The organism is Actinomycetota bacterium, from assembly GCA_013152275.1.
Classification (GTDB): Bacteria; Actinomycetota; Acidimicrobiia; order Spongiisociales; family UBA4744; genus BMS3Bbin01.
In genome coordinates this window covers 125,496-144,186 of record JAADGS010000026.1, presented here as the reverse complement: position 1 = coordinate 144,186, position 18,691 = coordinate 125,496, and the positions used below count along the sequence as shown (strand labels likewise).

The following is an 18,691-nucleotide window of genomic DNA, read 5'->3' as shown; positions in this document are numbered from 1 at the left end:
GACGGCCGTGTACCAGTCATCGGCACAGATCTACCCGATCGGTTCTCAACCGGGCCGGAGTGATCTGCATCGATCCGTCACGTCTTGCGACTCTTCGAAGTTGATGGCAGCAGCCGTCTCACCCGCCCCACACCGTTGCATCGACCTGAGGCCGTGATACGAAGTGCGGGAGTACCCGCGACCCGGCACGATGTACGTGATGCGCCCGGTCGCCCCTACGCCCGCCAACGCCGAGCAGGGTCCTACGGGCGACGCAGCGGGATTCTCAGCACCAACGAGCCCTCCTCGAGCGACCAGTCGGCAGCAGCCACCAGAGAAAAGTCCATATAGTCGCGTTCGGCCTGCTCGATGAGGGTTTTGCGCTCCGGCCCGGCCACGGGCGGTAGACCTCGCTCCTTCACCGCCTTCGCTCGTTCCTCGAAACGCCGCAAGAACTCGTCTACGTCGAACTCGGCCATGATTCCTCCTTCACTCGGGGCCCGCCGAACACTGCTTGGCGCGTGCACCGCCGCTGCCCGGCAGACCCCCGGAAGGCTACCGTCTTGCGAAGGTCTCGAACCGGTCGTGTCGCCCGGGCGCACTACGCTGATCACGTGTTCGACAAGCGATTGCTCATCATCACCGGCAAGGGTGGTGTCGGCAGATCTGCCGTCAGTGCCGCTCTCGCGCTTCGTTCCGCCTACGACGGGAAGAGGGTGCTCGCAGTCGCGATGACCGACGGCGCAGGCCTGGCGGCCCACTTGGGCGTCGACAGGCTCAGCTACACGCCCACCCGTATCCGACCCGGCCTGGAAGCCATGGCGATCCAGCGACCTGCTGCGCTCAACGAATATCTTCGGGTTCAACTCGGCGTGCCGAGGGTCGCCCAGCTTGGCCCGGTGGCGAGGGCATTCGATGCCGTTGCGTCGACGGCACCCGGTATCCGAGAGGTCATCACCATCGGGAAGGTCCTTTACGAGGCCAGAAGCGGCCCGTGGGACCTCGTCGTGGCGGACGGCCCTCCGACCGGCCAGATCGGCTCGCACCTGCGAGCCCCCACGACCGTCGCCAGACTCGTTGGGACCGGTCGTGTTCGTGATCAAACGGCGTGGATGACCCACCTGCTCACCGACGATACCGCGACAGGTCTCGTCGTCGTGACGATCCCCGAGGAGCTCCCCGTCACCGAAACTCTCCAAAGCCTCGAGGATGTGCGCGACGAGGGACTCATCACCACGGCCGCCGTCGTCGTGAATCGAACTCTGCCGGCTCTCGGTACGGCGGCGGACGACATCGATCATCTCGAAGACGGACCCGCCAAAGAGGCGGCGCTGCTCCACACGGCCCTGTACGAAGAACAGCAACGGTGGCTCCGAGATCTGCCGGATGGGCCACAGATCCCATACCTGTTCGGATTGCACACGCCACCCGAGGTTGCAGCACGGATCGCGGACCTGTGGCGGGCCCTGTGAGCACTCGCATCGTGCTCATCACCGGCGGCGGCGGTGTCGGCAAGACGACCCTCTCCGCAGGGCTGGCCCTGGCCGCGGCCCGACGCGGTCATCGCACGCTTGTTGTCACCATCGATCCGGCCAAACGGCTCGCAACGGCCCTCGGACTCGACGATCTGGGTGCAGATCCCACTCCCTTGGTAGAGGAGCCGCTGCTCTGGGGGGCGATGGTCGACGCCGCCCGGTCCTGGAATGAGATCGCCCAGCACTACGCGCCACCGGAAGTTGCGCCGAGGCTGACCTCGAACCCGTTCTTCGAGGCCGCAACACAGCACTTCCCGGCATCCCAGGCATTCGCCGCCGCCGAAGAGATGACCGTGCATGCCCAGAGCGAGCGATGGGATGTGATCGTCGTGGATACCCCGCCTGCCGCCGGCGGTATCGAATTCTTCACCTCTCCGGCCAGGATGCGCGATCTCATCGGTGGCCGCCTGCTCAAGTGGCTGACCGGCGGCTCGCTGCCGGGACGCAAACTCTTCTACCAGTTCACCGCTCGTCCCGCACTCCGGATCGCGGATGTCGCGCTCGGCTCCGAGCTCCTCGAAGCAGTTGCAGACTTCCTGCTCGATCTTCGTGCTGCGTACGACGGTATTGCCAAGAGAAGCAAGGAAATCGAACGCCTCCTCCGCAGCGCTCACACGGTGGTGGTCACCACCGCAGATCCTTCGCCCATCGCCGAAGCCGCCCGCTTCTTTGAACTCGAACCGGGACCACCGGAGTTCGTCGTCTTCAACCGCACGCTGCCCGAAGCCTGGTACGGAGCCGAGTCTCCCGTGTCCGGGCCCATCGCCGAGAATCTTCGCCGGTGGGGAACAGAGGCGCACCGCCAAGCCGCGGTCCGCCATCGGTTCTCTGCTCGCTGGCATATCCATCCCGCGACGATCCCCTGGCAATCCAGCGCGCCGACGGACCTGGAGCGACTCGCTGCGATGATCGACTCGGCGGAAGGCCTGGATCTGGACCGCCTGCTTGGAGCGGCCCGGTAGCCGGCCTCCACCCGACTGCCGGAACCTTCCTACGTGACCGCCTTGGAGCCCAACAGCTCTCTGAGTTCGGCGTACAGTGCGCTCCTCGGCTCCACCCGGTACTCATCGGACAGCTGCCACACCTTCGAGTCACCATTCGACATCATCTCGATATAGACGGGAGCCGGACCTGGATGATTCGCGAGGATCTCCTGAAGTCTCGACACGAGATCGGGTGAAAGCTGGACGGCCGGCACCTTCAAACGCACGGACTGCTCAGAACGAAGCTCAGGCTCGATGACCTCGCGGGCGATCACTTTGATGTCATCGCCGCGATGATCCAGGTGGCCGCTGACGACGAGGACGGCGTCCTCTCTGATCATGGGGCCTGCGGCCATCACCGCCTTCGGAAACGCGATGATCTCGACAGACCCTTCGAGGTCTTCGAGCTCGAAGAACACCATTGGCTCCCCCTTGCGGGTAAAGCGACGATTGACCGACCCGACCAACCCCCCAACGGTGACCGAAGTCGTGTCCTCCATCTCCCACAGCTCAGGAATCGTGCACGTCACGAAACGGCCGAGGAGATGCTCCACGCCGAGGAGCGGATGGTCGGAGATGAACAAGCCGAGCATCTCCTTCTCAAAGCCCAAACGGACCCGCTTGTCCCACTCGACCGAGGGGATCGAGATCGACTGCACGTCTCCGGGACCGGAATCGCCTCCGAACAGGCTGAACTGTCCCATCTCCTCGTTACGCCGGCGAGTCAGGGTGGCATCCAGAATCTGCCCGAAGCTCAGCATGAGACCCCGCCGCGTAACGTTGAAGCTGTCGAATGCACCCGCCTTGATCAGCGATTCGACCGTACGCTTGTTGAGCGCAGACAGGTCCACGCGATCGACAAAATCCTGAAAATCCTTGAACGGACCGGCCTCTCGCCTCGCCGCGAGGATGCGTTCGACAACACCCTCGCCGACATTGCGGATGGCAGACATGCCGAACACGATCCGGCCGTCGCGCACCACGAAATCCAACTCTGAACGGTTGACATCGGGGACCAGCACCTCGATGCCCTGACTGCGGCACTCACTCAGGTACAAAGCCGTGCGATCCTTGTCCTTCTTCGTGGACGTGAGCAGCGCAGCGAGGTACTCGGCCGGATAGTGGGCTTTCAGCCACGCCGTCTGGTAGGCGACATATCCGTACGCCGCGCTGTGCGACTTGTTGAAGCCGTATCCTGCAAACGGTTCGATTGCATCCCAGAGTTCCTTGCCCAGCTTCTCGGGATTCCCGGCCGCGACGCACCCCGCCACGAACTTGTCGCGCTCCTGTGCCATCATCGACTTGACCTTCTTGCCCATGGCTTTGCGCAACATGTCGGCCTCTGTCATCGAGTAGCCGGCAACAGCCTGGGCAACCTGCATGACCTGTTCTTGATAGACGATGATCCCGTAGGTGGACCGCAAGAACGGCTCGATCGCAGGATGTGGATACTCGACGGGTTTACGACCGTTCTTTCGGTCCGCATACTCGTAGTGCATGTTCATGCCCATGGGGCCAGGTCGGAACAGGGCGTTCACGGCGATGATGTGGTCGAACGTCTCCGGCTGAAGAGCCCGGATCAGGGAACGCATCGCCGAGCCCTCGAGCTGAAAGACGCCGATCGTATCGCCGGCACGAATCATCTCGAACGTCTCGGGATCGTCGAGCGGGATGGCGTCGATGTCGATCTTCTCACCCGTCGACTGTTCGATCAGCTCGAGCGCACGGTCGATCGTCGCGAGGTTCCGTAGGCCAAGGAAGTCCATCTTGAGAAGTCCGAGATCCTCGACACCGTGCATCTCATACTGGGTGACGATCTCGGCTCCCTCACCCTTCTGCTGCAGTGGAACCAGGTTGGTGAGCGGCTCGGGAGAGATCACGACCGCTGCGGCGTGAATGCTGTCCTGTCTGCGAAGCCCCTCGAGGCCGCGGGCCGTATCGATCACCTTCCGGGCATCTTCCTCCGTCTCGTAGACCGCTCGTAGCTGCGCGGCGTTGGCAAAGAAATCGCGCAGGGCCGGATCGACACCCTTGCCCGGATCGGTGAGGCACTGGGTCAGGGAGGCCTCGGCACCGAGGATCGCCGGCGGCATCATCTTGGCGATGCGATCACCGAATCCGTAGGAAAAGCCAAGCACGCGCGCCGAGTCCCGCAGCGCTTGACGACCTTTGATCGTGGAGAACGTCACGATCTGCGCTACATGATCGCTGCCGTAACGCTCGGCGGCATACCGGATGACGTCGGACCGATAACGCTCGTCGAAGTCCATGTCGATATCCGGCATTTGGCGCCGTCCGGGATTCAGGAACCGCTCGAAGATCAGCGCGTAGCGAAGCGGGTCCAGGTCGGTGATCCGCAAGCAGTAGGAGACAATCGATCCTGCAGCGCTTCCGCGGCCCGGTCCGACGCGAATCCCGTTCTCGCGGGCATATCGAATCAAGTCCCACACGATCAGGAAGTAGGCGGGGAAACCCATCTCCTCGATGATCCTCAACTCGTGTTCGGCCCTTTCGATCACTTCTGCGGAAAGTGGTTCACCATACCGGGTTCGTGCTCCCTCGAAGACGAGATCTCTCAGATAGGAGATCTCCGTTTCGCCTTCCGGGACCGGAAACTGGGGAAGAAGGATCTCACCGAATCTCAACTCGACGTCGGCGCGCTCTGCGATCGCGAGCGTGTTGTCCGCCGCGCCCGGATAGAGGTCGTCCGGGAACAGAGAACGCATCTCTCGAGCGGGTTTGAGATAGAACTCCTGACCCTGAAACTTGAAACGGTTCGGGTCACTGATCGTTGCACCGGTCTGGATGCACAGGAGGACATCATGGGTGTCTGCCTCTTCCTGTCGTGTGTAGTGCGAGTCGTTGGTTGCGAGCAACGGTGCACCGATCCGCCGTGCGATCTCGACCAGGTCGGGAAGCACCCTTTGCTGCGCATCGATCCCGTGGTCCTGCAACTCGATGTAGAAGTTCTCCTTGCCGAAGAGGTCCTGATAGCGAGCGGCCGCAGTGAGCGCGGCGTCGAAATCACGGACCTGGCCCTGGTTCCCCTCTTCCCGCGAGGCATCCGGTGCGAGGAGCTGCGGGACTTCTCCGCCGAGACAGCCTGACGCCGCGATGATTCCCTCGCTGTGCTCGGCGAGCAGGTCGAGGTCCATCCGGGGCTTGTAGTAATACCCCTCGAGATACGCCTTACTCACCAGTTTCATGAGGTTCTGGTAGCCGGTGTTGTTCTCGGCAAGGAGTGTCAGATGGAAGCGAACATTTCGGTTTCTCGGGGGCCTGTCGAACCGTGAGCCGGGAGTGACATAGGCCTCGACGCCGATGATCGGCTTGACACCCTCGTCGCGCGCTGCCTGATAGAAATCGATGACTCCGTACATGACGCCGTGATCCGTGATCGCCACTGCAGGCTGGCCGTCCTCACGCGCGGCACGAACCACGTCGTGGACGCGGGCTGCTCCATCGAGCATGGAGAACTCAGTGTGGAGATGCAGATGTGCGAAGCCGTCCATGAATTACACCGCTGAAATTTCCACCCTACCAGCGTTTGTCGGCCCCACCCGAAGTGGCCTCGACGAACCCGACGGGTAGCATGAAGGCTCATTGATCGGCAAGGAGACCCTGTGAACCGGAACCACTACATCCTGGCTTTCGATCATCGTGGAAGCTTCATGAAGAAGATGTTCGGAATCACAGGCAGGGAACCCGGCGCCGACGAAAAGGCACGTGTCATCGACGCGAAGCGGCTCATCTTCGAAGGTGTCCAGCAAGCTATCTCCGATGGTGCCCCCCTCGATTCCATCGGCATTCTCGTCGACGAAGAGATGGGAGCCGATGTGGCTCGCGACGCCAAGGCGAGTGGTATCAGACTGGCGATGCCCGTCGAGAAATCTGATCAAACTACGTTCGACTTCGAGTACGGGGAGGCGTTCGGAAGCCACATCGAGGAATTCGATCCCGATCTCTCGAAGGTGCTCGTGTGGTGGAATCCGGACGACGCAGACGAGATCAAGGAACAGCAGGGAGCAAGGCTCGCTCGCCTTGGCAACTGGCTCCACGATCATGACAGGACCTTTCTCTTCGAGCTTCTCGTGCCGGCCGCGGAGGCGCAACTCGCGTTGGTCGGGGGGAACGTGGACGCGTACGACACCGAGATTCGTCCGCACCTGATGTTGCAGACGATCGATGAGATTCAGGCTGCCGGCGTCGAACCGGATATCTGGAAGATCGAAGGACTCGATCGCGCCATCGACTGTGATCTCATCTCCAAACTGATTCGTCGGGGTGGAAGGGATCACGTCTCCGCCGTCGTCCTCGGACGCTGGGCCGACAGTGCCAGAGTCGCCCGCTGGCTCGCCGTCGGCGCAGGCACCCCAGGTTACGTGGGATTCGCCATCGGCCGGACCATCTGGTGGGCAGGTGTGGAAGGACTCAAGGACGGCACGATGAGCCGTTCCGAAGCCGTTACCGACATCGCCGCCAACTTCCGTCACTTTATCGACATCTACGAGGGAGCATCGTCATGAGAATCGGCATCCTCACCGGCGGCGGTGATGTACCAGGGCTGAACCCCTGCATCAAGGCGGTCGTCGACAGGGTCAGCGACGAAGGCCACGACGTTCTGGGGATTCGCCGAGGCTGGGGCGGCCTCCTCGAAGCCAACCCGAGCGATCCGGAAAGTCTCGACCGCAACTTCATCCCGCTCGACAGAGCCAGGGTCCGTACGGTGGATCGCACCGGTGGAACCTTTCTGCACACGTCTCGCACGAATCCGGGCAAGGTACCGGCCGCAGACGTGCCCGAGTTCCTTCAGGATCAGACATCGGGCGATGCGCCATATGACTTCACCCGACACGTCCTCGACATCGTCGAAGCCCAGAAGATCGATGTCTTGATCCCGATCGGTGGTGACGACACGCTGTCATACGGTCTGCGCATGCACCATGAAGGCGTACCGGTCATCGCCATCCCCAAGACGATGGACAACGACGTGCACGGCACCGACTATTGCATCGGTTTCTCGACCGCAGTGACCCGAGGGGTTCAGTTCATCCACAACCTGCGCACCTCGACAGGCTCACACGAGCGCCTCGCGGTGGTCGAGCTCTTCGGCCGTTACAGCGGAGAGACATCGCTGATCACGGCCTATCTCGCCGGAGTCGACCGGGCGATCATCTCCGAGGTCCCGTTCGATATCGACAAACTGGCCGCCCTCCTCATGGAAGACCGGAACCGGAATCCGAGTAACTACGCGATGATGACCATCTCGGAAGGTGCAACCATCAAAGGTGGCGAGATGATGCTCAGCGGGGATGCCGACGCGTACGGCCATCGCAAGCTCGGCGGCATCGGTGCACTCACCGGACAGCTTCTGAAGGAAAAGACCGGTCAGGGCATCGTCTACCAGCAGATCGGCTATCTGATGCGCTCGGGAAGCCCGGACTCGCTCGATCTGATGGTCGCCACGAACTACGCGGTCATGGCCGCCGACCTGGCCATCGAGGGCGCATCGGGACGTATGGTCGCCCTCCGAGGCGGAACCTACACCAGCGTCCCGATCAGCGTCACACGAGAGGGTGTCAAGCGGGTCGATGTCGAAGAGTTGTACAACTCGGACACCTATCGACCCAAGGTCCGCCACGTGTCCGGCAAACCGATGTTCCTGTACTGATGAAGGTCCTTGGGATACTGACCGCAGGAGGTGACTGTCCCGGGTTGAACGCCGTAATCAGGGCGGTCGTGTCGCGAGCGACGATCACGCACGGAGTAGAGGTCGTTGGCATCCTCAATGGATGGGAAGGGCTGATGGACGGCGACGTCGTGCCACTCGATCGCGATGCCGTACGGGGCATCCTGCAACGAGGTGGCACGATCCTCGGTTCGTCGAGGAAGGATCCATACGTGCACGGCAACGGCTACGCGAGTATCGCCACGACCGTGCGTAACAACGGGCTGGACGGCGTGATCGTGGTCGGCGGCGATGGAACGCTCGCAACCGCGCTGCGGCTCTCCGAGGATGGGTTGAACGTCGTGGGAGTCCCCAAGACGATCGACAACGACATCAACGCCACCGACACGACCTTCGGCTTCAACACCGCCGTCGAGATCGCCACCGAGGCCATCGATCGGATCACGACCACCGCCGAGGCCCACCATCGCATCATGCTGGTCGAGGTCATGGGCCGCACACGAGGCTGGATCGCCACCTACGCGGGTATCGCAGCCGGTGCAGACGCGATCCTCATCCCCGAGATCCCCTGCGATCTCGAACAGTGTGCCGATATCATCCGAGCGCGCCACCGCCGAGGTCACAAGTACTCGGTGGTCGTCGTCGCCGAGGGGGTACAGCCACCGGCCCCGTGCGCGATGCCCCAGCAGGTGGACGCCTTCGGATTCGAGCGTCTCGGCGGTGTCAGCTATCAGATCGCCCCTGTCCTCGAAGATATGACCGGTTTCGAGTCGCGCGTCACCGTCCTCGGGCACATCCAACGAGGTGGCACTCCGTCCGCCTACGATCGCGTCCTGGGAACCAGGCTTGGCGTCGGCGCAGCGGACCTCGCTGCAGAAGAACGGTGGGGAACGATGGTTGCGCTGAGGGGAAGGCATATCGGTGCCGTCTCCCTCGAAGTGGCCTGCGAGAGCACACGCGGTGTCGACGAAGCCCTCTACGACACGGCTCAGGTGTTCTTCGGGTAACCCCCGACGTCGGCATTTCCCAACTCGTCGAGCGTGCTCTGCAGGTCGCTCGGCAACGGAGATGTGACGTCGACGCTCACTCCGGTTATCGGATGCTCGAACGACAGCGACACCGCGTGAAGCCACATCCGTTCGACACAAGGCATCCTGGGACCGGTCGACCCGTAGGCACGATCACCGATGACGGGATGCCCGATTGATTCGAGATGAACTCTGATCTGATGGGTTCGCCCCGTCTCGAGTTGCACTTCGAGAAGGCTGACACCTGGATCGCTCCAGCCGGCGAGGCGCCGATAGTGCGTCCTGGCCGGTCGACCCTCCCGTCGTACGACACGACGTGTCGGACGCCGTGGGTCCCGTCCGATCGGTGCATCGATCGTGCCGCCGGGAAGCACGAAACCGCCCTGAACAAGAGCGAGGTAGGTCCGGGAGACCTCGCGAGCCCTGATGGCCGCTGTCAAGCCTTCGTAAGCAGCTTCGGTGAGTGCTACGGCAAGAAGCCCTGACGTATCCCGGTCCAATCGATGGACGATCCCCCACCGATTCTCCTGGCCGACGCCGCGGATCTGCGGCCACCGGAACAGCAGACCACCGGCAAGCGTCCCTCCGATCACCCCTGTGCCCGGATGAACGACGATGCCCGCAGGCTTGTCGATCACTGCGACATCGGCATCTTCGTGGCGCACCTCGAAGGCAACCTCCTCGGGCTCCAGCATCTCGACCGCCGGGAACTCGACCGAGATCACCGCGCCGACATCCAGGCGATCCTTCGGTGCCACCGGAGATCCCTCGATCTGCACTGCTCCCGAGTCGATCAGTCGGCGAGCCACACCACGACTTACCTGCGCGAGCATCGCAACGATCTTGTCTGCCCGTTCGCCGGCCAGCCCGGCATCGACTCGAATGATCATGTCCGCTCTCGAAGACTCTTATTGACCCCAAGGCCGCCCCACACGCTATTCACGTGACAGAACACTGAAAAGCAGCAGCAGCGCGACCCCGACGGTGATGGATATGTCGGCAAGGTTGAATGTCGGAAAGAACGACGGGTCGATCCAGTCGACAACCCTGCCGTCGGAGAAGCCGGGGCCTCTGGTCAGCCGGTCGACCAGGTTGCCCATGGCCCCCCCGAGAACCAGACCCAGGCTGAGCGTCTCCCACCATCCCTCCGAAGATCGAATCGCCAGAAGAATCACGATGACGGCGACGATGATTGCCAGAACGAGGAACGATCCGGCGCCCTGGAGCATGCTGAAGGCCACACCGGAGTTCTCCGTCACATGGAGTCGAAGCCACCCAGGGATCAGAATGATGCTCTCGTTCGGCGGAATCCCCTTGAGGGCCCACGCCTTGGTGGCCTGATCGAGCGCCACCACGAACGCTCCAAGGACGACCGCAGTCGCCTTTCGCCTCAACGTCTTGCCGCGCACTCGACGCACAACGTCGTGTAAGGGAGCGCCGACAGCCGTGCAGCCGGAATGTCTTTCCCACAGTCCACACAAATCCCATAGCTACCGGCATCGAGCCTGCGGAGAGCGTCATCGACTTGCGCGAGCAACTCTCTGGTGTTGCGGACCAGGGAAAGCTCGGCTTGGAACACCGTTGCAGCGGAACCGGTCTCCGTACTGGTCGGATCGGCACTGCGCTCTCCGGCCGCCTGGGCCAGCCGAGCTTCCTCGAGATCTTTCAGATGAGCGTCGATCGTCTGTCGAAACTCCTGCCGGTCCTTCTCGAGGCGGCGCCGGTACTTCTCCAGGGTGGAGGGCGAGAGTTGACGGGTCATAGTCCACGAGAAGATAGCACCTTGCCGGCCTGTGCACAGATCATGAGATGAGGAGTGCCCAAAGCTCAGTCTCCGGTAACCGGAACCGCACACTCTTGCCGAGAACCGACAGAGCGAAACCGGCGACTGGTTTGCCCACCGATCAACACGGGGCCGTTGCACTCGAGGCGTCACACCGCCCCGCGGTCCTGCATCACTGCTGCATCGCGATACGAAATACGAAATACCAGGTTCGGAATACGAAGCACGAACTACGAACCGGCGCCACTCAACAGACTCCCCGCCGCTTCTCGCGGAGTCTTGCCTTCGATCAGCAGGCGTTTCCGACGCGAGGCAGTGCCGGACAGCAGACGAACTCTCCCACCGGTCTTCGCCGAAATCAGACGTACCACGGCCTTGTTCGCCTTCCCGCCTTCGGGAGGAGCAGCGACTCGCACTCTCAGCGCTCCGTCGTGCAGACCGGCCACTTCGGTCCGCGATGCGCCGGGAACGACCCAGACGACGACCTCGGTTCCTTCCGGATGGGCATGAAACGGCGACACGACACAAGGGTAACGAGTGGGCCACCACCGATGTTCAGGCATCGTGGAGAAGCAACTCGGAGGTTCGGAAACCGGATCCTGGACGCCGGCCGCTACGATGCTCGAACCGACATGAACGACAAGCACTTCACCCGAGTTCAACCAAGCGTATCCTTCCCGGAACTCGAGGAACGCATCCTCGATCTGTGGGACGAGATCGACGCCTTCCACACATCGGTCGAGATGCGCCCCCAGGAGTCCGAGTACACCTTCTACGACGGTCCTCCGTTCGCAACGGGCAGTCCCCACTACGGGAACCTCCTCGCCGGAGTGATCAAGGACATCGTGCCTCGCTATTGGACGATGCGTGGGCACAAGGTCGTACGGCGGTTCGGATGGGATACCCACGGTCTTCCCATCGAGATGGAGGTACAGGAGGCTCTCGGTCTCAACGGTCCCAGAGATGTCGAGGCCTACGGCGTTCGACGTTTCAACGAGGCATGCCGGGCCCGGGTCCAGACCAACACCGAGGCGTGGGAGCGGATCACCCGCCGCATCGGACGCTGGGTGGATTTCCAGGACGACTACAAGACCATGGACCTCGACTTCATGGAGAGTGTCTGGTGGGTCTTCCAGCAGCTTTGGAAGAAGGGCCTCATCTACCGCGCCTTCAAGGTACTCCCGTATTCATGGGGAGCTTCAACACCCCTTTCGAACTTCGAGGCCAACCTCGAATACCGTGACGTCGACGATCCGGCAATCACCGTACGCCTCCCCGTCTTGCGGTCGCACGGGCCTGTACGCGAAGGCGACTATTTCGTCGTCTGGACGACGACCCCGTGGACGCTGCCCGGAAACCTCGCTGTCGCAGTCGGGGAAGACATCTCCTATGTGGCGGTCCTGCGCGACCATGAGCGACACTGGGTGGCCGAAGCCCGCAAGGACGACCTCTGGCCGGATGGCGAGGTGGTGGCAACGGCATCGGGACGAGAGCTCGTCGGTGCCGCATACAAGCCTCCGTTCGACTACTTCGAGACCGAACGGGAGAACGGCGCCTTCCGGGTGATCTCCAGCGCCGAGGTGACCACCGAAGACGGGACCGGCCTCGTCCACATGGCACCGGCGTATGGAGAAGCCGACTTCTACGCTCTACGGAACGCCGGACTCGACGTGCTCGTGGACCCGGTGAACGCCGAGGCGCGCTTCACCGAAGATGTGCCCGATGTTGCCGGCATGTACGTCAAAGATGCGGACGCAGTGCTCATCGAGCTGCTCGAGCGACGCGGTCTGCTGGTGAAACGCGAGCAGATTCGCCACTCCTACCCTTTCTGCTACCGCACCCACACCCCGCTCATCTACAAGGCGATCCCAACTTGGTTCGTCAAGGTGGAGGCCATCAAGGACCGGATGGTCGACCTCAACGAGCAAATCCACTGGGTTCCCGACTACGTCGGCAGGAAGCGCTTCGGCAACTGGCTCGAAAACGCCAGGGACTGGGCGATCAGCAGGAATCGGTACTGGGGAAGCTGTATCCCGGTCTGGGAATGTGAGTCGTGCAGCCACCAGACGTGCATCGGCTCCGTTGACGAACTGGAAGCAGAATCGGGCGTTCGTCTCACCGATCTGCACAAGCACATCGTCGACGAGGTCACTATCCCGTGCCCTGAGTGCGGAGCCGTCATGCACCGCGTCCCCGAGGTTCTCGACGTCTGGTTCGAGTCGGGCTCGATGCCGTACGCGCAGCACCACTACCCGTTCGAGAACGCCGACACGTTCGATCTCAAGTTCCCTGCAGACTTCATCGCCGAGGGACTCGATCAGACAAGAGGATGGTTCTACACGCTGCTCGTCCTTGCCAGTGCGATCTTCGATGAGATGCCCTTCCGCAACTGCGTTGTGAACGGCATGATCCTCGCAGAGGACGGACACAAGATGTCCAAGAGCCTGAAGAACTATCCGGACCCGATGGAGGTGCTCTCCTCCTATGGCGCAGATCCGTTGCGCGCCTACCTCATCAACTCACCACTGCTGAGAGCCGAACCGCTGCGTTTCACGGAGGCAGGCGTCAAAGAGGTGACCCGGACCGTCATCCTCCCCCTCTGGAATGCGTATTCATTCTTCACGACGTACGCGGAGGCCGACGGCATCACGCGCCAGGACCTCGCTGCGGCGCCACCGCCCGGTGACCGACCTGAGCTCGACCGGTGGATTCTGTCGATGCTGCAAAGCCTGATCTCGAGAGTGAACGAGATGATGGAGGGCTACTACCTGTACGCGGTCGTACCGCCGATGATCGAGTTCATCGATCATCTCACCAACTGGTACATCCGACGCTCGCGGCGGCGCTTCTGGCGTGCCCGTGAAGCAAGCGACAGTGACAAGCTCAGTGCGTTTGCGACCCTCTATGACGTCCTGGTGACCTTCTCGAAGGTCATTGCACCCGTCCTTCCGTTCGTCACCGAAGAGATCTACCAGGGCCTGGTCGTCACCCAGCGGGAACCTGGCGAGCAGGGACCTGCCGGCGTGCACCTCTCCGACTACCCCCTTGCGAGAAGAGATCTCATCGACGGCACGCTCGAACGGCAGATGGCGACCGTACGCTCGGTCGTCACGCTCGGTCGCTCGCTCAGGGTTGCGAACAGCCTCAGAGTCAGACAGCCGTTGCGATCAATCACCGTCTTCGCCGGCGACGAGCTGATCCTCGAGGCGATCAACGCCCATGCATCCATCATCGCGGACGAACTGAACGTCAAACAGGTCCTCACCGGTGTCGATGAGAGCGTTGCGGTCGACATCCGCGCGAAGGCCAACTTCAGGGCTCTCGGACCGCGTCTCGGAGCGGCGATTCGCGACGTTGCCTCAGCGATCGCCGACCTGTCCAGAGACTCGATCGAGTCGATCCTCGCCGGAACGCCCGTGGAGATCCTGGGTCGCCGAATCACCTCCGCCGACATCGTCGTGCAACGCAGCCCGAAACCCGGGATGGTCGTCGCGGCCGAGGGGCCCCTGTCGGTCGTCCTCGACGTGAACCTCTCCGACGAGCTCCGTGCCGAAGGGTTGGCCCGAGAACTCATCAACCGGATTCAGCAGCTGCGCCGTGACGGTGGACTCGCCGTCAGCGACCGCATCACGGCACTATGGTCGACTGATGACGCGAGCCTGACAGAAGCACTCGAGCGGCATCGTGAGCTGATCATGACCGAGGTGCTCGCGCGCAGTTTCGAGCACGTCGGCACTGTGGAAGATGGTCAGACGTTGAACATCGACGGCGCGACGGTCCACGTGCACATCGAACGAGCGAGTTAGGCGAGGCGAGCTTCGCTCGAGTACCGGATTTCGAGTACCTGGTTCCCGGCCGGCTCAGTCGCCGTAGCGTTCCCACGGACGTCGACCCGAGTCCAGATAGACTTCTCCGGTCTCAACTTCGTCGAAGCTCTCTTCGTCCTCAGAATCGTCGATCTCGTCCGTCCGCTCCACGGCCTCGGAGGATTCGTCCGCGGCACCGACGCCCTCGAATCCCTCTTCGATCGGCTCGGAGCCCGGTTCCGGTTCCGGTTCCCTGTATTCGTCTGGAATGACACTCGACATGGTGGCCTCCACATCCTCCACCTCTGTCAAGAGACGCTCCGTCAGGTCGCGCACGTGGGTCCGCAACTCTCCGACGACTCTCTGGAGCATGCCGACCTCTGATCCCAGACGTTCGCGGCGCCTGGCCTGTTCGGTCTCGATCTCCGAAGCGTCGAGCCGCGCCTCGGACAGGATCTGTTGCGCCTCGAAGCGCGCCTCGCGAACCACTTCGTCTGCGGTCTTTTGCGCGATGACGAGAGTCTTCCTGATCCGATCTTCGGACTCCTGGGTTTCCGAAAGCCGACGTTCGAGCTCTCTGATGCGTTCCTGGGCCTCCTGGAGCCCCTTCTCGTACGATCTCATCGATGCAACGATCTCATCGAGAAACGCGTCGACTTCTTCTTCGGCATAGCCCCGGAGAGCAACACGGAACGTCTTCTGTTCGATATCAATCGGATTCAACGACATGCAACCACCTTTGAGCGTCCGCCATCGGCAGCATAGCCCGGTTCAACATACGATTCCTTGAAGAAGGGACAAACCAATCAATAGCACCAGCGGCGACAGGTCCAGCGCCATCCCTCCCATGCGAAGCGGCGGGATCACGCGCCGCAAGGGTCGCAGCACCGGATCCACGACAACGGCAAGCACATCACGAAACTTCGCCACCGGATGATCGAACGGCACTTGGAACCAGTCGATGAGAATGCGAGCGAACACCACCAGTTCGTAAAAGAAGATCAGATTGCAGAGGAGCGCCATCTACTCGTCATCCACGGCATAGAGGTCGAGGTCTGCGAGACGTCGACGTTCGGCGCGGCCGAGACTGAGGCCGTGCGGGAGGATGAGGATCACACCTTCGGCGATCTTTCCCATCGTACCGTCGAGGCCGTACGTGAGACCGCTGGCGAAGTCGATCAGACGCCGCACCATGTCCGGATCCGTGTCTCGCATGTTCAGCACCACCGGCTGACGGCCTCGAATTCGGTCGGCGACCGTCTTCGCATCATCGAACGTGACCGCCGTCACGATATCCGCGCGTGTCTCGGATCGAGGAGTGGCCCGCATGGCAGAGACACCCTGTCGACCGATCTCTTCAGGTGGCTCCACTCTGCGCCCACGAACTTGCGCTTCGTTGCCGGACACCGTGCGAATGTTCGACTGAAGCGGCGCAACGGCCGCGCCCTCCGACCGCTCTTCATCGAGGCCTTCTTCGTCAACGAGCCCCAGATAGAGCAGCGCCTTCTGGAACAACGAACTCATACGATCCCTCTTGTCATGCGAGGACCAAAGATAGCCCGTCCGAGACGTATCATCGTTGATCCTTCCTCGATTGCCACTTCGAAATCATCCGTCATACCCATCGAGAGTTCGGTGATCGCCGGTCGGCGTTGCGCAAGTTTGGTTCGCAGTACCGCCAACTTGCGAAAGAACGGCCTGACCTCCTCGGGATCCTGAGCCATCGGAGGGACAGCCATCAGACCGCGAACGTCGACACCCAGAGCGATCAGACGATCCGTGATCTCCTCGACCATCTCGATCCGAACGCCCGGCTTCTGGGGCTCGTCACCGATGTTGACCTCGATCAGCGCCGGAGGCGCCAAACCCGGGCCCTTCAGCCACGCCGCTCCCAGCGCCACACTGTCCATCGAATGCAGCAACGAAACGATGGGGCGCACCAACCGTGCCTTGTTGCGTTGAAGGTGCCCCACGAAGTGCCACTCGATGTCACCCGGAAGTTGCTCTACCTTCGCGACCAGTTCCTGTGCCCGGTTCTCACCGAACACCCTCTGTCCTGCGTCGTACGCCGCCTGCAGCACGTCAACCGGCTGTCCTTTTCCTATCGCAACGAGCGTAACGTCCCCACGATCGCGTCCTGAACGCTCCGTTGCGCGTCGAATTCGAGTCTCGATCTCGGCCAATCTCACGGCAACCATGCCACGCCTGCCATCCTCTTCGTCGTTCGATCACGCCTGTGTGAAAAGAATCCACTTCCACAGTGCGTGCATCGCCCATCTTCCCACCATTCGAGACCGTCGAGTTCGTCTCGCACCACCCCGGCGAGATCGACGCTGGGCGTTCCCCACGTCGTAACGGCCTCATGCCCGCCAAACGCGGAAGCCACTTCCTCGCCCACCTCGAAGCAGCAGGGGCCGATTCCCGGTCCGATCGTCGCGTGCGTCGGCTCTGCCCCGGCATCGGTCATGGCCTCTCTCAGATTGCGAATCACCCGAGCGGACAGACCGCGCCACCCCGCGTGCGCCATACCCACACCGTGATCGCAATAGAGAGCGACCGCAAAGCAGTCCGCGGTGAAGATGACCACAGGGAGCCCGGATGCGGTCGTGAACAGGGCATCGGCCATGCCGGCATCCCCGGGCCGGTGCACTCGGACGACGGTTCCGCCGTGTACCTGACGGACCGTCGCCCATTCGGAACTGATCCCGAGTGCTGCGGCGAACGTGGCGCGTGCCCCGGCGTCGGATCGCAGGTCGCCGGCCTCGGCGGTGCTGAACGCAGTACGGCCCTGATTCATCCCTGGACGAAGCTGGGAATCAGATCATCGTCCCCATGAAGTCTCCCAGATGCGAATCCCGACGGGCTCCGGGAACGATCGAAACCGGAGGCGATGACGGTAACGCGAACTTCGTCGCCCAGCGCGCCGTCCACGACCGCGCCGAAGATGATATCGGCCTGATCGTCGCTCTTGTCGGCGACGAGCGTTGCTGCCTCGTTCACTTCGTGCAGTGTCATGTCTTCTGGACCCGCGACCATGAGCAGAACGCCTCTGGCACCTTCCATCGATGTTTCCAGCAGGCCACTGGAGATCGCTCGCTGCGCCGCCTGTGCGGCTCGCCCCTCTCCGGACGACCGGCCGATTCCCATCACCGCCGTGCCCGCGTCGGTCAGAATCGTGCGGACGTCCGCGAAGTCGACGTTGATGAGCCCCGGTGTGGTGATCAGACCTGTGATCCCCGCCACACCACCGGTCAGCACCTCATCCGCCATCTTGAACGCTTCCACCATCGGTGTCTTCGGGTCCGTCAGTTCGAGAAGGCGATCGTTCGGAATCACGATGAGGGTGTCCACCGCCTCGCGAAGACTCTGAATCCCCTGCTCGGCCTGCACCGATCTGCGCCGGCCTTCGAATCCGAAAGGTCTCGTGACCACACCGACGGTCAGCGCTCCGATCTCCTTCGAGATCTCGGCCACGATGGGAGCCGCTCCCGTGCCGGTTCCACCACCTTCACCGGCCGTGACAAAGACCATGTCGGCCCCTTTGAGGATCTCCTCGATCTCCTCTCGATGGCTCTCCGCGGCAGATCTGCCAACGTCGGGATCTGCTCCGGCCCCGAGGCCGCGCGTGATATCCCGCCCAAGGTCGAGTTTGACGTCTGCATCCGACATGAGCAGAGTCTGCGCGTCCGTATTCACCGCGATGAACTCCACACCCCGAACGCCCGCATCCACCATACGGTTGACGGCGTTGACGCCGCCGCCTCCAACTCCTACGACCTTGATGACGGCCAGGTAGCTTTGTGGAGATGTACTCTTCTTTGCGGGCCCACTCATAGCAACTTCCTCACTTGAATCTCCACCACAACTTTAGGTCACTGTACCTTCATG

18 protein-coding genes are annotated in these 18,691 nt (G+C 62.2%); 6 read left to right on the top strand and 12 right to left on the bottom strand.

The window, feature by feature from the left end; genetic code table 11:
* Positions 1–242: 242 nt before the first annotated feature.
* On the bottom strand, positions 243–458 hold the full coding sequence (locus GXP34_03610) for a hypothetical protein (GenBank protein NOY55053.1): 216 nt from the start codon (positions 456–458) through the stop codon (positions 243–245).
* 135 nt (positions 459–593) lie between these two features.
* Here GXP34_03610 and GXP34_03605 point away from each other — a divergent pair, with 135 nt between their 5' ends.
* Positions 594–1,451 carry an ArsA family ATPase gene (locus GXP34_03605; GenBank protein NOY55052.1) on the top strand — a complete coding sequence of 286 codons (858 nt, stop codon included), beginning with the start codon at positions 594–596 and terminating at the stop codon, positions 1,449–1,451.
* Positions 1,448–2,476, top strand: coding sequence for an AAA family ATPase (locus GXP34_03600; protein NOY55051.1), 1,029 nt, complete (start codon positions 1,448–1,450; stop codon positions 2,474–2,476). Before GXP34_03605 ends, GXP34_03600 begins: the two co-directional genes overlap by 4 nt.
* A gap of 29 nt (positions 2,477–2,505) precedes the next feature.
* On the opposite strand, the gene dnaE is transcribed toward GXP34_03600, so the two are convergent.
* Positions 2,506–6,009, bottom strand: coding sequence for a DNA polymerase III subunit alpha (gene dnaE / locus GXP34_03595; protein NOY55050.1), 3,504 nt, complete (start codon positions 6,007–6,009; stop codon positions 2,506–2,508).
* 159 nt (positions 6,010–6,168) lie between these two features.
* Between dnaE and GXP34_03590 the strand changes: the two genes are divergently transcribed.
* From GXP34_03590 to GXP34_03580, 3 genes are read left to right on the top strand one after another with little or no spacing between them, the layout of a single operon-like run.
* Positions 6,169–7,023, top strand: a complete 855-nt coding sequence (locus tag GXP34_03590) for a DUF2090 domain-containing protein (protein ID NOY55049.1) — start codon at positions 6,169–6,171, stop codon at positions 7,021–7,023.
* The gene (locus GXP34_03585; GenBank protein NOY55048.1) at positions 7,020–8,168 is read left to right on the top strand and encodes a phosphofructokinase; all 1,149 of its coding nucleotides are present in this window, start codon (positions 7,020–7,022) and stop codon (positions 8,166–8,168) included. The genes GXP34_03590 and GXP34_03585 overlap by 4 nt, the downstream gene beginning before the upstream one ends.
* Entirely contained in the window at positions 8,168–9,193 is a 1,026-nt protein-coding gene (locus GXP34_03580) for a 6-phosphofructokinase (protein ID NOY55047.1), read from the top strand. The genes GXP34_03585 and GXP34_03580 overlap by 1 nt, the downstream gene beginning before the upstream one ends.
* On the opposite strand, the gene GXP34_03575 is transcribed toward GXP34_03580, so the two are convergent.
* The 4 genes from GXP34_03575 to GXP34_03560 all read right to left on the bottom strand — a co-directional run bounded on the left by GXP34_03575 (position 9,175) and on the right by GXP34_03560 (position 11,560).
* Positions 9,175–10,104, bottom strand: a complete 930-nt coding sequence (locus GXP34_03575) for an RluA family pseudouridine synthase (protein NOY55046.1) — start codon at positions 10,102–10,104, stop codon at positions 9,175–9,177. The genes GXP34_03580 and GXP34_03575 overlap by 19 nt on opposite strands.
* Positions 10,105–10,149: 45 nt before the next feature.
* Positions 10,150–10,623 (bottom strand): signal peptidase II, encoded by a 474-nt coding sequence (lspA, locus tag GXP34_03570; protein ID NOY55045.1) that lies wholly within the window; start codon positions 10,621–10,623, stop codon positions 10,150–10,152.
* On the bottom strand, positions 10,605–10,976 hold the full coding sequence (locus GXP34_03565) for a hypothetical protein (GenBank protein NOY55044.1): 372 nt from the start codon (positions 10,974–10,976) through the stop codon (positions 10,605–10,607). The genes lspA and GXP34_03565 overlap by 19 nt, the downstream gene beginning before the upstream one ends.
* A gap of 251 nt (positions 10,977–11,227) precedes the next feature.
* Entirely contained in the window at positions 11,228–11,560 is a 333-nt protein-coding gene (locus GXP34_03560) for a DUF167 domain-containing protein (GenBank protein NOY55043.1), read from the bottom strand.
* 69 nt (positions 11,561–11,629) lie between these two features.
* On the opposite strand from GXP34_03560, the gene GXP34_03555 reads away from it, so the two are divergent.
* Entirely contained in the window at positions 11,630–14,803 is a 3,174-nt protein-coding gene (locus tag GXP34_03555) for an isoleucine--tRNA ligase (protein ID NOY55042.1), read from the top strand.
* A 54-nt stretch (positions 14,804–14,857) separates the two neighbouring features.
* On the opposite strand, the gene GXP34_03550 is transcribed toward GXP34_03555, so the two are convergent.
* From GXP34_03550 to ftsZ, 6 genes are read right to left on the bottom strand one after another with little or no spacing between them, the layout of a single operon-like run.
* On the bottom strand, positions 14,858–15,532 hold the full coding sequence (locus GXP34_03550) for a DivIVA domain-containing protein (protein NOY55041.1): 675 nt from the start codon (positions 15,530–15,532) through the stop codon (positions 14,858–14,860).
* Positions 15,533–15,574: 42 nt separating this feature from the next.
* Positions 15,575–15,826 (bottom strand): YggT family protein, encoded by a 252-nt coding sequence (locus GXP34_03545; protein NOY55040.1) that lies wholly within the window; start codon positions 15,824–15,826, stop codon positions 15,575–15,577.
* A complete protein-coding gene (locus tag GXP34_03540; protein NOY55039.1) occupies positions 15,827–16,327 on the bottom strand; it encodes a cell division protein SepF in 501 nt (166 codons plus the stop codon).
* Positions 16,324–17,001, bottom strand: coding sequence for a YggS family pyridoxal phosphate-dependent enzyme (locus GXP34_03535; protein NOY55038.1), 678 nt, complete (start codon positions 16,999–17,001; stop codon positions 16,324–16,326). The genes GXP34_03540 and GXP34_03535 overlap by 4 nt, the downstream gene beginning before the upstream one ends.
* Positions 16,989–17,600 carry a polyphenol oxidase family protein gene (locus tag GXP34_03530; GenBank protein ID NOY55037.1) on the bottom strand — a complete coding sequence of 204 codons (612 nt, stop codon included), beginning with the start codon at positions 17,598–17,600 and terminating at the stop codon, positions 16,989–16,991. Before GXP34_03530 ends, GXP34_03535 begins: the two co-directional genes overlap by 13 nt.
* Positions 17,597–18,637: a cell division protein FtsZ gene (gene ftsZ / locus GXP34_03525; GenBank protein NOY55036.1), complete on the bottom strand. Its 1,041-nt coding sequence runs from the start codon at positions 18,635–18,637 to the stop codon at positions 17,597–17,599. Before ftsZ ends, GXP34_03530 begins: the two co-directional genes overlap by 4 nt.
* Positions 18,638–18,691 lie beyond the last annotated feature (54 nt).